15 protein-coding genes are annotated in these 19,099 nt (G+C 44.0%); 2 read left to right on the forward strand and 13 right to left on the reverse strand.

Going from position 1 to position 19,099, the window contains the following annotated elements; genetic code table 11:
* Positions 1-172 precede the first annotated feature (172 nt).
* From ACMXYW_RS10585 to ACMXYW_RS10610, 6 genes are all read right to left on the reverse strand, one after another.
* Positions 173-3,745: an AAA domain-containing protein gene (locus ACMXYW_RS10585; RefSeq protein ID WP_415904028.1), complete on the reverse strand. Its 3,573-nt coding sequence runs from the start codon at positions 3,743-3,745 to the stop codon at positions 173-175.
* Between the two features lie 494 nt (positions 3,746-4,239).
* Positions 4,240-4,641, reverse strand: a complete 402-nt coding sequence (locus ACMXYW_RS10590; protein ID WP_415904029.1) for a hypothetical protein — start codon at positions 4,639-4,641, stop codon at positions 4,240-4,242.
* Positions 4,642-4,651: 10 nt separating this feature from the next.
* Positions 4,652-4,999, reverse strand: a complete 348-nt coding sequence (locus ACMXYW_RS10595; RefSeq protein ID WP_415904030.1) for a DUF2141 domain-containing protein — start codon at positions 4,997-4,999, stop codon at positions 4,652-4,654.
* 168 nt (positions 5,000-5,167) lie between these two features.
* Positions 5,168-5,626: a glycine zipper 2TM domain-containing protein gene (locus ACMXYW_RS10600; protein ID WP_415904031.1), complete on the reverse strand. Its 459-nt coding sequence runs from the start codon at positions 5,624-5,626 to the stop codon at positions 5,168-5,170.
* Between the two features lie 250 nt (positions 5,627-5,876).
* Entirely contained in the window at positions 5,877-7,655 is a 1,779-nt protein-coding gene (locus ACMXYW_RS10605) for an ABC transporter ATP-binding protein (protein ID WP_415904032.1), read from the reverse strand.
* A gap of 120 nt (positions 7,656-7,775) precedes the next feature.
* Complete coding sequence (locus ACMXYW_RS10610) at positions 7,776-8,012, reverse strand: YdcH family protein (protein WP_415881731.1); 237 nt, start codon at positions 8,010-8,012, stop codon at positions 7,776-7,778.
* Positions 8,013-8,142: 130 nt separating this feature from the next.
* Between ACMXYW_RS10610 and ACMXYW_RS10615 the strand changes: the two genes are divergently transcribed.
* Positions 8,143-8,607 (forward strand): methylated-DNA--[protein]-cysteine S-methyltransferase, encoded by a 465-nt coding sequence (locus tag ACMXYW_RS10615; protein WP_415885195.1) that lies wholly within the window; start codon positions 8,143-8,145, stop codon positions 8,605-8,607.
* Between the two features lie 75 nt (positions 8,608-8,682).
* On the opposite strand, the gene ACMXYW_RS10620 is transcribed toward ACMXYW_RS10615, so the two are convergent.
* The 4 genes from ACMXYW_RS10620 to ACMXYW_RS10635 all read right to left on the reverse strand — a co-directional run bounded on the left by ACMXYW_RS10620 (position 8,683) and on the right by ACMXYW_RS10635 (position 12,473).
* Positions 8,683-10,239, reverse strand: a complete 1,557-nt coding sequence (locus tag ACMXYW_RS10620) for a methyl-accepting chemotaxis protein (RefSeq protein ID WP_415904033.1) — start codon at positions 10,237-10,239, stop codon at positions 8,683-8,685.
* A 171-nt stretch (positions 10,240-10,410) separates the two neighbouring features.
* Positions 10,411-10,728 (reverse strand): BolA family protein, encoded by a 318-nt coding sequence (locus ACMXYW_RS10625; RefSeq protein ID WP_415881734.1) that lies wholly within the window; start codon positions 10,726-10,728, stop codon positions 10,411-10,413.
* A complete protein-coding gene (locus ACMXYW_RS10630; protein ID WP_415881735.1) occupies positions 10,725-12,077 on the reverse strand; it encodes a DUF3422 family protein in 1,353 nt (450 codons plus the stop codon). Before ACMXYW_RS10630 ends, ACMXYW_RS10625 begins: the two co-directional genes overlap by 4 nt.
* Before the next feature lie 30 nt (positions 12,078-12,107).
* Positions 12,108-12,473: a hypothetical protein gene (locus tag ACMXYW_RS10635; protein WP_415895843.1), complete on the reverse strand. Its 366-nt coding sequence runs from the start codon at positions 12,471-12,473 to the stop codon at positions 12,108-12,110.
* A gap of 172 nt (positions 12,474-12,645) precedes the next feature.
* On the opposite strand from ACMXYW_RS10635, the gene ACMXYW_RS10640 reads away from it, so the two are divergent.
* Positions 12,646-13,332 (forward strand): hypothetical protein, encoded by a 687-nt coding sequence (locus ACMXYW_RS10640; protein WP_415904034.1) that lies wholly within the window; start codon positions 12,646-12,648, stop codon positions 13,330-13,332.
* Between the two features lie 62 nt (positions 13,333-13,394).
* Here the strand turns inward: ACMXYW_RS10640 and ACMXYW_RS10645 are convergent, their stop codons facing one another.
* From ACMXYW_RS10645 to ACMXYW_RS10655, 3 genes are read right to left on the reverse strand one after another with little or no spacing between them, the layout of a single operon-like run.
* Entirely contained in the window at positions 13,395-16,838 is a 3,444-nt protein-coding gene (locus tag ACMXYW_RS10645; protein ID WP_415904035.1) for an SbcC/MukB-like Walker B domain-containing protein, read from the reverse strand.
* The gene (locus ACMXYW_RS10650; RefSeq protein ID WP_415904036.1) at positions 16,835-17,611 is read right to left on the reverse strand and encodes a DUF4194 domain-containing protein; all 777 of its coding nucleotides are present in this window, start codon (positions 17,609-17,611) and stop codon (positions 16,835-16,837) included. Before ACMXYW_RS10650 ends, ACMXYW_RS10645 begins: the two co-directional genes overlap by 4 nt.
* Complete coding sequence (locus ACMXYW_RS10655) at positions 17,601-19,034, reverse strand: Wadjet anti-phage system protein JetA family protein (RefSeq protein WP_415904037.1); 1,434 nt, start codon at positions 19,032-19,034, stop codon at positions 17,601-17,603. The genes ACMXYW_RS10650 and ACMXYW_RS10655 overlap by 11 nt, the downstream gene beginning before the upstream one ends.
* Positions 19,035-19,099 lie beyond the last annotated feature (65 nt).

Consider the following 19,099-nt stretch of genomic DNA (forward strand, 5'->3'; position numbering starts at 1 on the left):
TTTCTTAACGAAATTGCTATCTCGCTCGCACAAAACATCCATCTATCTGTTTTATATGACTTTTTAACTTAGCTTTGAGTGTAAAGCAACTATCAAATATATGGGCTTTTACTACTTGGAGTAAATGGGGTCAGTGTAGATTTTCTACAATTTATACCCTGCCCCATTTATGTCACTTACCAATCCATCTGGTAACTAGCTTCATATTTCCAAGTTCTCCCCAGAGTGACTTATTCCCAACCACATAAAAATTCTGCTTTGCTCTTGAAACTGCAACATTGAGCAGGTTCACATTAGACGTAGCCCAGTTCCTTGCACCAGTTTGCGCCGGGTTTGGAGCACCTAAAAGCAATATAACCGCTTTAGTTTCCTTTCCTTGGAATGTGTGAATTGTTCCAATATTGTTGTAAATCCACTCACTTGGATTTTCGATGCCGTACTGTTTTAAGGTATTCTCTTCCATTTGCATACGCTGTCTCATTCGTTCAGCAACAATTCTGAATGGAGAAATTACATAAATTTCAGGATTACCATTGGCTTCAGCTATTCGCTTAAGAAGCATTTCAGCAACAACCTCCCCCTCCTCTGGACACCACTTTTCTTGAGCATTTCCTTGTATATCAAACCATTTGGATTGCTTTCCAAATAATGAGGTAATATCAGATTCACGGGAAACTGTTGCTTGAACCATTAAGCCGTTATATGCAAGACGATTTGAAATCGTAAACATTGGGTCTTCACAACGCCTATGGACAAGCAAAGGCGAACCAATTCTAATCTCGCTCAATTCTCGGGGGATAGTTGTACCATAGGCATTTGCATTATCCGATAACGTCTGAACAGACCCCTCAGGGGCCATCCAATGAAAAGAATCAACTCCAAAATATTTTGAAATCCCTTCAATCAAAGGTGAGGGTAAAGTAACGACAGGCTCGATTTGCAGTGGATCACCAACACACATAACCCGCTTAGATCGGTATATAGCTCCAATAGCAGCTTGTGGCGTAGCCTGACCAGCCTCATCGATAAGCAACCATCCAATACTTTCCTTTGGCATTTGTTTTAGCATTCGCCCTACCGAAGCGAACGAGGTCGACATGACTGGAGTTAACAAAAATGCGCTCGACCAAAGATGAGGTAACAGAGCCAACTTGTCTTCGGGTAAGCCTTTACCATTTAAAACAGAAAAAAATGCACCTAGATTTTGTCTGAGCTGCTTTGATGATGCGTCTATGAAGGCTTTATGCAACCTAATTGCGGCGACAAACACGTCATCTCTAAGACGCTGTGCTTCGGTTGTAAAGTTAGGCGAGAAAATTTGCTGTTGATCATGTTCTAAAGTCCAAAGTCCAGATGTAACGAGTTTATCCCCGCATATTGGCGAGTATTTTTCGATATCAGCTAAAAGAGCAACGCGCTGGGATTGGAGTGCTCTTAACTTTTCCTGAATCTGAGAAATTTCATGATGCAATTTGGATAGCTCGGAACTGCATTCATCTGTCTTACTTTGAGCTATGTTATATTCTTTGGAAGCACCTGAAAGTTCTGTTCGTAATGCACTATGTTGAACCTTCCACTCATTCCATTCAGATCGAAAAAACAGACGCTTTAAGAACCCCGGCTTCGTCGTTTTCAGAACGTTTTCCCGAGTTTTGAGCTGATCTACTGTTAATTTTTTTTGCACTGAATCTCTTTCGAGTGAGGCATAGCGCTCCTTTTCGTTATTGATCTCTGCTTCCTGTCGCGCCTCACCTGTAAGTAGGCTTTTTATCTTTTCTTCTAATTTCGGTTCTTTGACAGAAGCTTCATATGCTTTTTGTGCTTGATCAATTGCTCGCTGTGCTTTTGTTAAAGCCTCTTCGAATTCTTTTCTAGATAAATCCCAACGTTTATTTGCCTCATCAATTGAGCTGGGTGGGTTACATTCATCAATGATGCGAGGAATAATGTCATTTCCATCATCATCAACTTCCAAATTCAGCTGGCCTGTTATTGACAGGAAGTATTTACGAAGCCCTGTATCATCATCCCACCATGCAGAATTTATAAATTCTGAGCGGTTTTTCGAATTCCCAAGTACAGCTGCACATAACCCCCAAGTCTCTTCTGTACCATCAGACAAAGCATCGCTAATAGTTTTAAAATATTCAAACCCATCAATGTCCTGTGCAATCTGTCTGAATAATGGAAGCTCTTTACTGATATTTTCAACAGCTTTATTGTTAGTTGAGGCCACAACCATTTCGTGCCCTCTCAAACTATCATCAAGTTTGTAGAGGTGAACAAAAGCATTACCTAACTTCATCTGACCTGAATGCTTAAATGCATCATCGACATTCTTGAAAGCACACAACGCTTTTGCTCGATCCACCAAAACAGAAGAAACGATATCCCTTAAAAGCGTCGTTTTTCCAGTTCCTGGCGGACCGTTAACAGAAAACAAACCTCCTGTTGATAATTGTGATCTCGCAAGATTAACTGCCGCTTGCTGGAGCAAAACCAGAGAATGCCGTCCGTTGCTAGGCCATCTCGCCGCAGGTGAATTTTTTGGCTGCAATGCGATTTCTAAATATTGTTTGTCTTTTAAAATGTCGAAACGATTTTTAGGCTTTGTGATTCCTAAATACTGAGAAAGGGCATCACCTGAGGCCTCAGTTTGAACGGCTTGTTTTGCTTTTTGAAGATCATCGAGATAAAAGCTATTTAACAAAGGCGCTTCCGGCTCGCCTCGGCTAAAGGGTTGATACAAACGAATAGCAAATGATGGCTCTAAAGAATCTTCGGCAGGAATTTCACAATTATTAAGAAGCCATCGATGGACAAATCGAGCCTGACTAAGTGTAAAAGGTAACTGGCGTCCGTTCTCATCCTCCCTATAAATATACTTTTCCAATCCTTCAACTAATTTTTTCTCAGCAATTTCCCACGACTTTAACTCATGAAGCTTTCCCTGTAATGCTCTTGAGTAAGACCAACCGAAACTAGATAACGCCAACCCCGTATTAGAAATAGGAACACCTTTTTTATCAAGAAGCACAACACCTAATGCAGCTAATCCACGCACTGATGGGAGTTCAACCCGCTTGTCTTGATAAATAGACAATAATTTTTCTGTGGCTTTTTCAATGTCAACCGCACCTAAATAGACCATGTAATAAAGATTGGCTTTTGGGCGGGACTTTTCACCTTTTAACCAAGGCTCACGACCTTCTTGCAAATAAGCTACGGAGCCTTTCCCGATAACTAAATCGTTCGGCTTTTTATAGGACTGAGGCGACAACGCTTCCAACACAGTCCAAACATCAAGAATATCTGAAGGATTATTTTGAAGCGGCTTAGGGTCTTCAGCGCTTTCAGAATGTGAAACTAATACGTCTGTATTTGTGACTGCCTCATTCCAGTTTATTACCTTCTCAGCATCCTGTTCGGGCACAGTGGCACTAACTGGTACTATTGCTTCAGCTGGCTTTAGAGGCGTTGCCGTAGCTTCCAGTTCGTTTGTATTCTTTGGAGTTTTAACGGATGCTGGAGGTTCTGTAGAGACTGATTCACTGGAAACAGGCGCGGCATGATCATTTCCCCCCATGTTTTTTTGGACAGCGCTCAATAGCTTCCTCGCTCTTTGTGTAGATCTGTGGTGTAGTTCTTCCTCAAGCTCTTCAAGAATGGCAATGTCATTGATGCCGTTCTTATAGACATCTTCAAGTTCATTTATTCTGTATTTGAAGTATTTCCGCTGCTCCATGGAACGCCTTTTTATCCCCAATTTGCTATCCGTATACGATTCTTTAATTTGGGCTAGAGTTTATTTTCAATAAATCAAACTTTGATCCAGTTTATCTCTAAGCCTCTATTTTTCGATGAATAAACGGCTTTCCCATCGACTTCCTAAAGTTAAAAACACTTTTGGTGATAAAGAAGACCATCCCTTCTATTGGTACCTATCACTCACAAAAAAATCGACAGGTATCTGTTTTATAAGAACTTTTAACTTAGCACGGGATGAAGCACAAGTATCAAATATGTGAGTTTATCCACTTTAACAACCGTTCAATCACATAAATCAATAAATTCACTGCTTACACACAAATTTAAGAAGCTTTTGACACAACCTTAAAAAAACAAACATCCCCTCAAACAAAAAAGCCCCTGCTATTCAGCAAGAGCTTTTTTTATTGAGAGCTAACTCAGGTTTAGAAAGTAAGAAGGTACAGCCTACATAGGTTCCCCCCATTTATCTCAACCAAACACAGCAGTTACCTTTGCAATCACAGCCAGACAAAAAGCATAGATGTGTTGATTACTCATGAAGAAGAATGCTGCAAACAGTAGCCATAGATGGATAGTAAACCAGTACAGAATCGGGTGCTCTCTGCGCTCTAAAATCTCAAGAATATAGGTCTGTCCTGAGCTGATCCCCATAATGGCCCAGAGCAGCATAAATACGCCCCAGATAATGCCGGTATTTAGCCATAACTCAGTAAGAATTAGGGTTAGGCCCAATAGCGTTTTCCAAGGCCAAACCTTGGCTGTTTTTGGGGAGGGCTGCTGGCCTTTCTTACCCTCACCCTTCCCTTTAGCCTCAACAGGACTAGGTCCTGAGATTTTTACTTTGACACTCGTTGGTGCTGACGTTGCCATAAAATAATCCTCAGTGATAAATCAGGCTAATATTCAGTTTTTTGTCGCTATTGGCATTGAAGGCTGCCTGCCGAAAATTCACCGCAGATGTTTTAGCCGCAACAGTTTTACTTAGATTAGCTGAGTAGGCATACCCCTCAATCAGCGAGCCTGTTTGATCAAACTGCTGGTTGTTATTTTCATCATGAAATAGCACCAGTGCATACTCACCGTGTGGTAACTGATTGAAACTCAGTTCTTCAGAAAAGTTTTTGGCAGGCATTACTAAGGTACGGACAGCTTGATCATAACGATTGCTGTTAAACGCATCTGGGTTATCAAACAGCTGAGCGATGATCTGCCCTTTATCGTTACGCAAACCTTTAATTAGCGCAGTTAGCGTAAAAATAATTGGGGTCAGAGTAAATTTTCAATAATTTAGACTATGCCCGTCAATTATCCCCTAGCTATGTAAACAGGCAGTGCGCACCCCAAAAAAAGCCCCTGCTAATCAGCAAGGGCTTTTTAAATGAGAGCTAACTTAGGCTTAGTAAGTCACGCGAGCAGTACCTGCACGGGTTAGCACCCTTACACGATCGCCTGCTGCGAAGGCTGGTCCACCGTCCATCTCTTGGACGATTGATACCATATTGCCATTGTCTAAGCGCACAGTGATCTCCTGTCCTTGTGCACGTGTTAGCATCTCTTCAGCTTTTTTACCTGCGACACCACCGGCAACAGCGCCTAATACTGTCGCGATATCTTTACCGCGACCACCACCAACATTGCTGGCTGCGATGCCACCCACTACAGCACCTGTTGCACCACCGACTACACCACCGGTTCCTTCAATAACTACAGGAATGGCAGATTGCACAACACCGTACTGAACTTGCTGAACTTGGCGTGCTTCACTACGCGAATAGGTTGTACCGCTTAAATTACTTACACAACCACTTAGTGTTAGCGTACATAGCATTGTCACAACAACTGCATACTTACTCATAGGTGTATCCTCTTATCTGATCTTCATATCAGATGATTTGTTCGGGCCAAAATCCCTTTCTACTATCAATTACATTTTAGCAATTAATACCCTGAAACCGTTTTATAGCCTACTCGAGCCTGTCCATCCATCTTTGATTATCCATATTGACAGCCTCAAGCCAGATTCGATCCACGCCGCCCCATAAATATTAATTACTGAGCTTACATCTTGAGCATGTACCTAAGATGAACCAATTCAGCCGAAGCGTTTATTGATATTCACCGTAGAGCCTAGAGTAGAGACCATTACTTTGTAGCAGCTCTGAATGATTGCCCTGCTCGCAGATTTTGCCATCTTCAAACACATAGACATGATCGGCTTGTTTTACTGCACTTAAGCGATGAGCCACGATGATGGTAGTGCGATCTTTTAAAAAGCTCTTTAACGCCTGATGTAAATTCAACTCGGTCTCTGCATCCAAGGCAGAGGTCGCTTCGTCTAGTACGACAACCTTAGGGTCACTTAACAGCATACGTGCGATAGCGATACGTTGGCGCTGTCCTCCGGAGAGCCTTACGCCCTGCCGCCCAACCTGCGTATCCAATTGCTGCTCTAGTGATTCAACAAAGGGCTTTAACTGGGCGACATCTAAGGCATTCCAAAGCTCTTCATCTGAATAGCTTTTGCCCATGGTCAGATTGCTACGAATCGAACCGTTAAACAGAGCAGGATGCTGGAGTACAGTTGCAACGTTATCTCGAACGCAAGCCAAACCTATATCTTTGATCGAGACTCCATCAAAGAACATCTCCCCTTTCTCGATTGGGTATAAACCCAACAGTCCCTGTACCAGGGTTGATTTACCGCCACCACTGGCACCGACTAAAGCAATCTTTTGCCCTGCTGGGATATCAACCGAGACGCCTTTTAGTACTTCAACACCTGTTTCATAACTGAAGTGAATATCTTGCAACTTAACCGCGACGGTTTTCTTACCTTCAAATGGATTAACCTTGGCTGGGTACTGAGGTTCCTCTTTAAAGTCTGCCAAATTGTTGATCCGCTGCAGAGCAGCCTTAGCAGCATAATAACTGTATTGGATGCCTAGAATCTCTTGCACTGGCGCCATCATAAACCAGAGGTATCCAAACACTGCCATCATCTCACCAATGGTCAGATCGGAGAAAACTACCATTAGCATGGAAACCGCTCTAAAGAGATCAACGCCGATCATGAACAGGACAAAGCTTAAGCGATTGGCCGCATCGCTTTTCCATTCGAATGCGGTTGAATGATCACGTACGGTTTTGGCCTCTGCGATCAGCCCTTTGAGATAATGCTGTTCACGGTTACAGGCACGCAGTTGTTGGATATTGTCCAAGGTTTCGGTTAATGCCGACTGGAACACCTCAAACGCTTTGTTTTCCTGACCTTTCAGGTGCTTAACCCGCTTGGCAACCATGGTAGTGAAATAGATCACCACGGGATTAAGAAACAAGATAAACAGGGCAAGCTGCCAGTGCATCCACAGCAAAATAATGGCAGTACCTAAGATAGATAGGGATGCAATCAGTAAACGACTGAGCGAGCTACCGATAAAGCGATCTACAGTATCTAGATCGGTCACAAAGTGAGAGGAAACTGCACCACTACCAACAGTTTCGTAAGCGGCCATTGAGATCTTTTTAAGCCGCTCTAATAAGCCAACCCGAATCCGATAAGTGACATCTTTAGAGATAATACTGAATTGGCGCGCCTGCCAAACGTTCATCATCAGGGCGACTAAACGCAAAAACAGTGTGACAAACAGAATCACACCGATAAACAGCACCGGCCCATGCCATTCAGGTGGGAACATAGGGCCTACAGTTTCGACAATAAACCCAGGTTGATCTAACAGAACTTCATCAACCAACAATGGCATAAACAGTGGTAGCGGAACAGAAACCAAAGCGGCAAAGAAAGCGATAATATTCGCTTTAATTAGCTCCGTTTTATGTTCGGATGCCACCTTTAAGATATAGCGCCAATTGTAGTACGGCTTCACAAACTATCCTTTTTACGCAAACTCAGTAATAACTAAATTGTACTCGTTAAACCTCGATCTAGATTAGATAGAGCAAAAAAAACCCGCAATATCTGCGGGTTTTCTAAATAGGCTTGGCGATTATGCTTGTAGCATTTTGTAAAGCTTATCTTTTAACTTAAGGCGCTTAAACTTGGCTGCTTCTTCAGTTTGAGTGCATACCGGCTCAACCTCAGATTCCATTCGCTCAACATCTTTTGTCACCTGATGGTACTCATCGAATAAGCGAGCAAAATGTGCATCTTCCATTTTTAGATTGTGAATACGGTCACGGTGCTCTGGAAATTCGTGAATCAAATCATGATGTTCAATAGGCATTTGATGTTCCCCTTAATCGTTCTGTCTTATCTCTTTGACTTCAGTCTCCTCCTCTGATGACCACAAAGCATTGACGGACATCAATACAGGTTCCAAACTATAAAAAAGAATATAAGTGGAGGTTAATATTATGTATGCAGCAATCATGAACACCGCATTAGGCTCTCTGCTTATTAAAGCCAACAACAGCGCTATTACCTCGATTCATTTCCTACAAGATAATGAAACGGTCCCTGAACTCTTGGGTAACGCGTTAACCAATCAATGTGTCTCTGAACTAAGCGAATACTTTGCAGGGAAGCGCGTAAGATTTGATGTTCCACTAGCACCTAATGGCACAAAGTTTCAGCAATCCGTGTGGAATGCATTGAACGATATCCCTTACGGTAAGACCTGTAGCTATGGTGAAGTCGCTAAGAAGATAGGCAACCCGAAAGCCGCTAGAGCTATTGGGATGGCAAACAACCGAAACCCGATCCCCATTATTATCCCTTGTCATCGAGTATTGGGCAGTAATGGTAATTTAACAGGCTACGCCGGCGGGCTTGAGAATAAGAGTTATCTGTTAAATTTGGAAACTAAAGATCTGATCTAACCCAACCTTATTTAAGACAGAATAAAAGACACAAAAAAAGGCTGCAGATGCAGCCTTTTTCAATTCGGATTGAGCTTAAACACTCACACTCTGAACAATCGTTTTTGAGGTATCAGCAAGGTCAACTGAAGATCGCTCTGTAGCTTGAGCAGCCAACTGAGCAACTTGCGCGGCTTCCTGAATAGACATGATGTTTTGCTTTAATTCTTCTGCAGCATTACTTTGCTGAGAGGATGCAGCGGCGATCATGGTACTCATATCATCAATGCTACCTACACCCGCCATAATCTCTTGCAGCGCAGAACCCGCTTCACCGGCTTTATCCACACAGCCTTTTGCTGAATCCTGACTTTTCTCCATCATCGACATAGCTTGAGCGGCTTCGCCCTGAAGTTCTGCAATCGTGGTATCGATCTCTTTAGTAGAAAGCTGAGTACGTTTAGCTAGCTCTCGTACTTCATCTGCAACAACGGCGAATCCACGCCCCTGCTCACCGGCACGCGCTGCTTCGATTGCTGCGTTCAATGCCAACAGGTTGGTTTGATCGGCTATCTCAGAGATTACTGATGTCTTACTCGCAATCTCTTCGGTAGCTTTGCGCAAGCTATCAATCTGCTGAGCCGCTTGCTCAACATTTTCTGCTAGGTGATGAATCGCATCGATTGTGCCTTTTACAATCGAATGACCTTGATCAGCTGTATTGGTCGCTTGTTTAGTTTCTTCGGAAGTGGTTCTTGCATGCTGCGCCACCTCTTCAATAGCAATAGAAAGGTTTTGGATATGCGCTGAAACATCTTCAATTTCTAAGCTCTGACGTTCGATCGCTTGATTGGCCTGACGCGCAATACCAATCGTATCTTCACCCTGTTGATTCAGCTCTTTGGCCGAATAAGTAACACGGGCATTGGCAGAGCGGATTCGTGCCTGATCCACCATAGTTCCAAGATAGATCGAACCCACTTCACTCACTGAGTTTGCGTACATCTCTTCGAGTACTTTTGAATCTAACATACGCTTAGCACGGGACTGCAGGTACCTTAGAGGGCCTAACCAGTGATAAGACAAGCCTGCACATAATATAAAAGCACCTAGGCCTGCTCCCATTGTGAGCATCGGAGACCACTGTGTGAAGTAGCCTGCACCCATAGGGATAAGCACCGCTAATAACAATAAAATGATGATCTTGGTCTGAATCGACATATCATGCATCGAGATACGACGACTATTGTTATTCAGTCGACTATAAACATCGTTTGCGCGAGAAACTTGACCGGAGGTAGGCACTGTTCGAACAGATTGATAGCCGATAGTTCGACCAGACTCCACAATCGGAGTCACATAAGCATTTACCCAATAGTAAGAACCATCCTTACAACGGTTTTTAACTATACCGATCCAAGGCTTATTCTCTTTTAACTTTGACCAGAGATCGCCAAAAACCGGCGGTGGGACATCAGGATGTCGAACGACATTATGAGACTGGCCAATTAACTCTTCCCGAGTAAAACCTGATATATCCACAAAGGCATCGTTTACAAATGTTATCTGGCCTTTTAAATCCGTGGTGGAAATCAGCGGCGTATCGTTACTGAATTTACGCTCTGTATTATTAACCGGTTGGTTATTTTTCATAGCAGCCCCTATTACTACTCGAATGCTATTTTTTCTTATTTTTCATATAACTATCATTAGAATATATAGGGTTATTCGATCGAGAGATAGCATTAATTTGTACTAATTTAGATGTATAAATCAGACCTTCCAGTCGGTCAAAAATAAAAAAGCGACCTAAGTCGCTTTTTGTTATTTATCTGCTTTAGAACCACCTAAACATTTCGGTGACGGCGCAACCGCCTGCCCTCTATCATGCCACTCTTGTTGAGTGAACAAATGCATCGACAGTGCATGAATTGGGTTGTTCATCCGGTCAGATAGGAAACTAAAAATCAGCTGGTGACGCTGGACTTTACGTTTGCCTTCAAAGTCATCAGATACAACCGTCACTTTGAAGTGAGAGTCCGTTGCAGGGCCAGAATGCATATGGCTCTCGTTCTCTATAACAAGATGCTCAATAGCCAGACCATCTTCTAGTCGATTTCTAATTACCGCTTCTATACTCATTTTTTACTCTTTTTACTTTCATCCATTCTTTCCACCTCTTCTGTCGCCATTTTTAAGAAGTGTCGATGGATTTTACGTGTCGTTAATGCAACAGCGCCGATTACAACAGGTACCGAGATACCTAAAATCAGATCTTTGTTCAGATCTACACCAGAGTTATACACGGCATCTAATAGGTATTTAATTAAACCAATAGTGTAGTAACTGATTGCTGCTACGGATAGGCCTTCTACCGTATGTTGCATCATTAATTGAACTTTAGAGCGCTGATCCATAGAAGCCAACAGCTCTTGGTTTTGCGATTGGATCGATAGCTCTACGCGTGTACGCATCATCTCTGCAACACGGTCGATACGACGGGATAGATCCTCAAGACGATTACTGGTCGCACGACAAGTTTTAACCGCGGGAGTTAAACGACGGGTCATAAACTCGGTAATAGTTAAGTGACCAGAGACTTCATCTTCTCGCAGCTCTTCTAGGCGTTTAATAACCAGATCATGGTAAGCGTAAGTTGCACTGAACCTAAAGGTTGCTCGTGCTCTGCAATCTTCCACCCAAGACGCCATATCGGTAAGGCGGAACAGCAATTCCTGCTCATCGATATCACCACTGTGGGCTAGATGATCGGTAATATCAGCCAGCTTTTGGTCCATATCGCCAAGCGTTGGATTGATCTCTCGCGCAGTCGGCAGTGAAAGCAACGCCATCAAACGGTAGGTCTCAATCTCCATGATACGCTGAGTTAATCGACCTAACTGGCTATCACTCATCTGCTTGTTGTAGATCAGGAAACGACCGAAGCCATCACTGTGCATCTGGAAGGTTGTCCACACACGGGCATCGCCATTTTGCGGACTACTACCGACTAGGCGCATGCCTTCGAAGAAGCGTTTTACTAATGGCAGATTCAACTCATGTGTTTGTCGCGCATCTTCTACTGAAACGTGGAAGGCCGACATCACAGTGCCTGGAATGTCAGCAAGCCAACCTTCTGGTAGCGGTGTTAGTCCAGTGACTTCAAATGGGTTACCGCCCTGCTCTATACCGGTATTGATAAAGGTATATGTAGTGAACTCCATGTGCTTTTCACGGCGTACACGTAGATTACCGAAATCTGCGTGGTAACAAAGCTCATCAACTTCCGGCGGCTCAACACCGAAATGTTTAAATAGCTCCTGCAGGTGTGCAAACTGTTGTTTGCTCTCTTCAGGATTACACATCACTGCTAGATGGGTAATGCGAGCCGGACTTGGAATAACCTGGAACGGGCGCGAGTGTAATTCACTGTACAAACGCTCCCGCATTGGGTGCATTTTCAGTCCATGAGGGTTAACAATCTGCTCCATAAAATCTCCAAAAGCCCTTAACTAACGCGGCTATACATCTTCCAAATTGGCCATCATTAACGGCTGTTTAGCTAAATCCAAAGCCATGATTTGCGGATAAACATCAAACCATTCTTGAAAGTTAGCAAAGCTAATTTCACGCGGCCAATGATCACCCAACTCATCCCAAGCAGAAAGCTCGCTTTCGAAAATAGACTGCCAATGAGCTTCTAGCGCTTTAGAGAAATCCTCTTCCGTGCTGACTTCATCGACCAGATAAACGGTGCCTTCCCTACGCTGCTCGTCTAGAGTTAAGCACTGGTGTAAACCGTCGGCATCTACATCTAAACTATTAGTCCAGTCTGCAAATGGCTGTCGCGGTAAAACAACAAATGCTGAACGGTTAAGCAACTTCATGGTTCTTATCCTTAGCTTTGGTTATACTCGGGCTATAAATTATTAGACCCATCATAACAGTTGATTGATCACCTGATAGGGGTAAAGAGATGAAGTTTACCCTCTGTTGAGGTAGCTTTTTAGCTTACTACCTTTGGCTAGTCGAACGAAACTGTTTTATTGAGTTAATTCTGTGATTATTCCTGTATTACAACAACTTAACTCGCGCGATCAGTGGATGGCGTTCTGCCGCCGTGAACTGCCATACTGCTTTATTGAAAGCCCTGAATGCTTGGTCGATTTTCAGACGACCTTTCTAAAGATCACTCTACTACCTAAAGACACATTGATTCATGATGCGGTGAAATACAGCCTAGGTTCGCGTACTAGCATGGAACCTGTCTGGCGCTTAATAAAAGGCTGTAATTGGGATCTAAATGCAATTTTGAGTGGTCTGGAGCAGATGGCGTTCGACAGTAATGTTCGCGATAACTCCCTACTTAAAGTCCATACCGATCTGAGTGTTCGAAAGTACTTTAGCCGTGAGCGCTGCCTGGTCGCACCCAATACGCTCGGTTTACTTGAGCCCTTAATGGCGCAGCCTGATATATGGGACGCTCAAACGTTGGCGAAACTCATTAGCCATCAGCAATTCTCCAGCCTACAGAATGAAGTAAAAGCGCTGCCGGGCAGTAAGCAAAATGCCGGGGCTCCGCCGCCGAGCGTCAGTACGATTATGATGATTTTGCTCGACCCTGTTGAGCAATGCATCGGTCAGGTACATAAAGGTCGATTGCATATCTTCCGTGGTAAGCAACCATTTATTAGCCTGATCCCTAAGCTTGCTTGGCCAAAGCCACGCTTAAAGACATCTAGCTAATTTTCTTTGATAAATTTCATCCAATAAAAAAGGCGCCGAAGCGCCTTTTTATTCCGAGAGGGTTAAGCCGGTTCTGGCTCAAGCGCCTGCTCGTCTTGATCTTCTGCTTCTAACTCAGCCATCATTTTTAGTGGGTTGTCAGAGTTTAGAAGTTCACGCCCTTGAAGCGTTGGGAACTCAACATCCAAATCTACGATACGACCATCACGGCAAACGTTGATGATGGTATCCATACAAGAACTTAGTAGTGAGTACTTCTCATCCGGTGCAGCGATAATTGTCTGCAAACCAAGATCGCTCATGAAACCAAGTGAAGTTACTGTGTTCTCAGAATCCAGCTTGTTGAAGGCTTCATCGAATACAGACAGGCTCATACCACCTAGTGGATTGCCATCATTACCTTCGCGTAGTCGGTATGTTGCAGCTTGGGCTGCAGCAATTGCCACGTAGAACGGTACTTGGTGCTCACCACCGGAACCGGTTTTGATACGCTGAGTCAGAGTTGTTTTACGGTTACCATCTAGATCTTTTACAACCAATTCGAAGTTGTAGAAGTTACGGTAATCCTGTAACAGGCTGCTCTCGCCTTCATCTTTAAGCACTTCATGAATCTTCGCCAGTGCATCTTTATGAGGCTTATCGCTATCAAATTTCAGATCAAATAGAGAACCAACGTTCGCGGAATCCATCTGAGTGTAAGCTTCTACCAGTTCCAGAATATCTTTCAATTCTGGGTTCGGCATCATGTCGAAGCTATACATCTCTTTATGGAACGGACGGCCTTTAAGGTGTTGGTTAAGCTCACGAATAAGATCTTTGATCTTGTTGATCTGATCGTTCAAGTGCGCAACAAAGTCAGATCTAAATGCAGTTTCTGCTTCCAGACGCGCACGCTCTGCTTTCTGACTGTAGTTCGCCAGCTCAGAATCTTTAAGCGCTTGAACGGTTTCATCTACAAATGCAGATAGCTCTTCGTGCGTAGAATCCGGTGTAACTTTATCTAGTTGCTGATGGCTTAAGCCACCGCCATGGTATTTCGCTTTGTACTGGGCAACACCATCGCGAACAGCGTTTTTCTTCTTCTCGTGCAGAGACAATTCGGACTGAGCCTTTTTCGCTGCTTCAAAGATAATACGCTCTAGTTCACCAGAACATGATTCATCTAGGTAATCACGCTTTTCCTGTGCAGATTGGGCATCAAACTCGCCCTTCTCTTCACAAGTAGTACGTGCAGTTGCGTGCTCTTCTAGCTCTTGGTCGAATACTTCTAGCGCTGCTGTATCTTTGATGATGGACGTACGTACTTTCTGAAGCTTATCCATCAAGCTACGTTGCATCTGCTCAGTAGATTTCTGTTCAGCTACTAGATCAGCAATACGCTGTTGAACACCAGTATCATCTTGGTTACGCAGATCGGTGATCGCCTGACGCTGACCTTCGATCTCTGTATCAAGCTGTTCACGCTGGTTAACCAAGTCGAATACACGTTCGTTCACATTGTCCAAACCGTTGTTCAGCGTAATTAACGCATCACGTAGTTTTTCCAATGTATCGTGATTTTTACCCAGCTGCGTGAATTCAGAAACCAGCTGATCAACCTGCTTACCTTGTAGCGCAGCTTGGTCAGAACGACGACGAATACCCATAATAGGCTGCTGTTCGTTAATCGCCGTTGTCGAACCTTCTGTCTGCAACATGCAATCATAAGTTAATGCACGTTCGTGACGCAGTAGTTCGGTTTCAGTCTCAACTGCCATCACGCCGCCTAGTGCACGGTTCATATAGGCACGAGCATGATCATTTTCAGTATCGATGAAATAAGCCAGTGAGCCCGCTTTATAACGGTTTAGCCAATCACCAGATTTGGTCGTATTAACGATACGGCAACCTTTAAGGTGACGACCTTTACGACGGTAAAGTGTGATCGCTTCTTTAACACGATCTGGATCGACGATTAACGCTTCACGACGTGCACCTAGGAAAGACTCAATCGCAATACGCCATTTGTCATCGTTGATATCCGCTAGCTCACAGATCGGCGTGGATTCAATACCGTACTCTTGTAACAGCTCCATCAACTCACGGGTGTTACGACGAACTGGTGCATGACCTTGTTTTAGTGCTTCAACGGCACTCTTCTGGTTCTGGATCTCAGAACGCAGTTCATTGATACGAATAACCGAGTGCTCATAACGACGCGCGATATCACGGCGAACACCTTCCACCTGAAGTTTTAGGCTTTCTAGAACGTTATCAACTTCTACAGGAGATTGTGGCCATAGATCAGCCATAATGTCCTGACCAGAACGCCACTGCTCTACACACTGTTCAACAACAGGGCGGAATTTCTCAGGCAGCAGTTCGCTGTTCTCAGCAAAACCTACGGTAGTACGCATCAGGTTATAAACGCCCTGAATGCGCTCTTTCACAACATTAATTTCGTGTGTTTTAGCTGTGATAGAGGACTCAAGGGCCTTAACTTTGTGAGCTGAATCAGAAGTATTTAGCTCTGCACGGGCTTCGGCCAAGTTCTGCATAATCTGGTTGAGTTCTTCACTCTTCTTCTCCAGATCCACCTGTACCTGTTCCTCTTTCGCTTGGTTATCCTCCAAGCGTTCTGCGGCATCCTCTTTTTTAAGGTCTGCATTTTCAAATCGTGTTTCGTGAACAACCCACTCGTACTCAGCAGCGTTTTTCACATTGCGCTGAATACCGTTACAAAGCTCTTGTACCTTCTCTAGCTCGCCGATGCGGTTAGCTACTTCGCGCGTCTTAGTTTCCATCGCGCGGTATTCATCAAGAGACTTACGGAATGCACCGACATGGACAATGTTTTCGTCTAGTACGAACTCACGGATAAAGCGTGTCGGGCTATCGATTGGCACGAACTTAAGCGCGTTTTTAAAGTTCTTAACAAACTTATCGTCATCGTTCGGCATCTCTGGGTCGTAACTCAGGTGTGTTACCATTTCACGCACAAACCGACTAGAACGCTTCTCCAGAATCATATCTGGGCATTGTTTGTAGAGGTGATCGCGAACCTGATCCCAGGCTTTAGGTAGACGGCCTTCACCAGTTTTCTCAGTAAAGTCGTCTAGAGATACTGAGCAATCAGGCAGAATAAAACGACCTAGTACATCTTCATCTGCAGACGCAGTAGATGCACTAATCGCTACGCCAACCGTCGTCTCTTTAGCCGTTTCTGTATCAAAGAAACTCAATGCCAAATAACAAAGCGAATCATGACGTGCAGTATTCTTTTTACCATCGTCATCAAGGAAACCTAGACAGTATGTACGTAGGCTACGCTCACTCTTTTCACCCGCCGATGCGTTGAAGCTCAAGTGACGTTTGTTACCACCCATCAATACTGTTTGGATCGCATCCAGCAGAGATGATTTACCAGAACCGTTTGGACCTACAACCGCAACGTTACCTTTGATCGGTATCTCTACAGCACCAAGAACGTACCAGTTAACCAGAATAATACGATTTAGCTGCTTCATTCAGCTGGTACCTCTTCTTTTTCTTCTGCCGTTTCAGCGACTGCTTCGTTTGGCTCTTCAGATGTGTCGTCAGCAGCTTCTACTTCTGCATCGACTTTTGTTTCTGAAACATCTTCGTTGTTTTCTTCAGTAGGCTCTACTGCTGCTTCCGCGACTTCATCCATATCCAATACAACTTCACCATCTTGCTCGTTGGACTCACAAAGGCCTTCAAGCTGACGAATAAAGTCTTCAACCACAACCTGGCGGATTACTGGATTGATCTTAAGCGGGATATTCTTAGGTTCCATCTCATCAGGTTTACCGCGTTCGATAACACCGTGACGAGAGAACAAGGAAAGGATCTCTTTCAAACGCGTTTCGTTTGGAATCTCTTTACGCGTTAGGTTTTCATAAACCGTAAGCAACTCATCAGTGCTGGTATATGCTTGTCCTGCTTCCACTTCGAAACTTTCTAAGCGCTGTTCATACTGCTGACGAATGCAAAGCAGCAACAAGGATTCATCCAAGCGTAAACGCATAAAGCGCTCTTCACCTTTAGGGATGATACCCATATAAGCTTCATCAGGCTGATGGATAAAAGACCAGCCGATCGCTTCAAAAAGGTTCGTAAAGTAGTCGACATGCGAAGCAACTAGAAAATAGCTTTCACGGTGCCCAGGACGCTCCGCATATAGGAACTGATTGGTCAGCAGTTGATTCGCCGCACGGCTAAAATCGCTGGCTTGATACTGATCGCTGCGACCGATAATTTTCTGCAGATCACCTAGCATTTGAAACTTCCTTTGAATGATCTTTTCTAGTTATATAAAAATCACGACACTCAACCATGTCGGCAACGTTCACGTAATTTTCCTGGAATTTAATCTCATACTGCTCGCTCGTCTTACGCGCTTTTTTACCTAATGACTTCAGGTGGCGGACATAGCTAAAGCAGATGTAATCTTCGATCGAGCTGATCTCGAAATCGGAGGCGTTGATCTTTTCACGACCAATCAGATGGCGTTCTAAATACGCTTCTATACGATCAACTTTAACTTCTCGACGCTCTTTGTATTCCTTAAAGAGTTGGCGAAGCTGCAGAACTTTTGGATCGATCTCTTTGCGGGTAATAACTTGTGGTTCTGCAATGGTGCGACGCTTAACCGGTGCCCGAACACTACCCGGCGCAAGGAAACCAACGGTATCCAGAGTTTGGATACGTGGGATTTCACGACCATCTTTTTCACTAATCTGAGCGATTACCCGGGATAAGCGTGAAGCCATACCCGGCGTCGTTTTATCCATATAGCGAACAGTGTCAGATACACGTTTTTCCAGCTTGTAGCGGAAATCGTCAATGATCGCTAAACGCTGATCCACTGATTCGAAGATACGGATAATACGGTTGATATGTTGATGCACGCGCGCTTCAGCATCATGAATATCAACTTCAAACTGCTCTTGATAGTGCATGATCAACTGTTCCAGTTTGACTGTATCAAACTGCAGCTCTCGCAATAGAGATAGAATCTGTTGACGGAATCGGAACGGGTTATTTTTGGTTTTCAGGGTTTTATAGTCTGAAACCAAGATATGCTCTACGAATCGATCAAAGAAGTTACGAACAATCTCTTGCGGGTTATTAGTTTGCGACAGATTGATCTTGAGCTCACGCAGGCCAAGCATCATATCTGTAAGGTGGGCGCTGAAATCAGCCGCTGTTTGAGCCGCTTCCGATAGTGTAATACCACGCCCTTGCGGATCATTAATTGCAGATTCTAACGAACTCAATACGTTAAGAACCGCACCGCCGTAGCTACGCTTCTCTAGATTCGCAATCGAAACCAGAGTACGTAGCAGGAAACTATTCGCTGGAGATAGCAGGACATAACTGCGATAGATACGCTGCTCTTCTTCCAACCACCCGGTAGCGACCAAGCGACGATAGATGCGACTGGTATATTCGGCAGTTGAACGAGGAGGTTCTTGCTGATCCTCTTCAGAATCATCCTCTTCTGGTTCCCAACGACGAACACCTAGGCGAATTACCGCCCCTTCGATCGTTGAACGTACCAAATCCTTAGGTACAAACGGGTCAACCAAATCTTCATCAAAGAACAGGTCGGCCAATGAGATAAGTACAGCCTGATAAACCTGTCGATTCTGCCCAGATAAAGGCAAAAACAAGTTATCAGGAAGTTTATTAAACAGCATTCAGCGTTAATCCGCGGTCTTTAAACCCGTGAACAGGGTTCTATTTTTATAAGGTAATAGGAACC

It is taken from the genome of Neptuniibacter sp. QD48_55, assembly GCF_047778115.1.
Lineage (GTDB): Bacteria > Pseudomonadota > Gammaproteobacteria > Pseudomonadales > Balneatricaceae > Neptuniibacter.

Excerpts from the sequence above, each read along its gene's own strand:
- ACMXYW_RS10620 (WP_415904033.1), bottom strand. The coding sequence starts at position 10,239 with ATGAAAAATAACCAACCGGTTAATAATACAGAGCGTAAATTCAGTAAC.
- ACMXYW_RS10585 (WP_415904028.1), bottom strand. The coding sequence starts at position 3,745 with ATGGAGCAGCGGAAATACTTCAAATACAGAATAAATGAACTTGAAGAT.
- ACMXYW_RS10590 (WP_415904029.1), bottom strand. The coding sequence starts at position 4,641 with ATGGCAACGTCAGCACCAACGAGTGTCAAAGTAAAAATCTCAGGACCT.
- ACMXYW_RS10615 (WP_415885195.1), top strand. The coding sequence starts at position 8,143 with ATGTATGCAGCAATCATGAACACCGCATTAGGCTCTCTGCTTATTAAA.
- ACMXYW_RS10645 (WP_415904035.1), bottom strand. The coding sequence starts at position 16,838 with ATGAAGCAGCTAAATCGTATTATTCTGGTTAACTGGTACGTTCTTGGT.
- ACMXYW_RS10635 (WP_415895843.1), bottom strand. The coding sequence starts at position 12,473 with ATGAAGTTGCTTAACCGTTCAGCATTTGTTGTTTTACCGCGACAGCCA.
- ACMXYW_RS10630 (WP_415881735.1), bottom strand. The coding sequence starts at position 12,077 with ATGGAGCAGATTGTTAACCCTCATGGACTGAAAATGCACCCAATGCGG.
- ACMXYW_RS10650 (WP_415904036.1), bottom strand. The coding sequence starts at position 17,611 with ATGCTAGGTGATCTGCAGAAAATTATCGGTCGCAGCGATCAGTATCAA.
- ACMXYW_RS10600 (WP_415904031.1), bottom strand. The coding sequence starts at position 5,626 with ATGAGTAAGTATGCAGTTGTTGTGACAATGCTATGTACGCTAACACTA.
- ACMXYW_RS10610 (WP_415881731.1), bottom strand. The coding sequence starts at position 8,012 with ATGCCTATTGAACATCATGATTTGATTCACGAATTTCCAGAGCACCGT.
- ACMXYW_RS10655 (WP_415904037.1), bottom strand. The coding sequence starts at position 19,034 with ATGCTGTTTAATAAACTTCCTGATAACTTGTTTTTGCCTTTATCTGGG.
- ACMXYW_RS10625 (WP_415881734.1), bottom strand. The coding sequence starts at position 10,728 with ATGAGTATAGAAGCGGTAATTAGAAATCGACTAGAAGATGGTCTGGCT.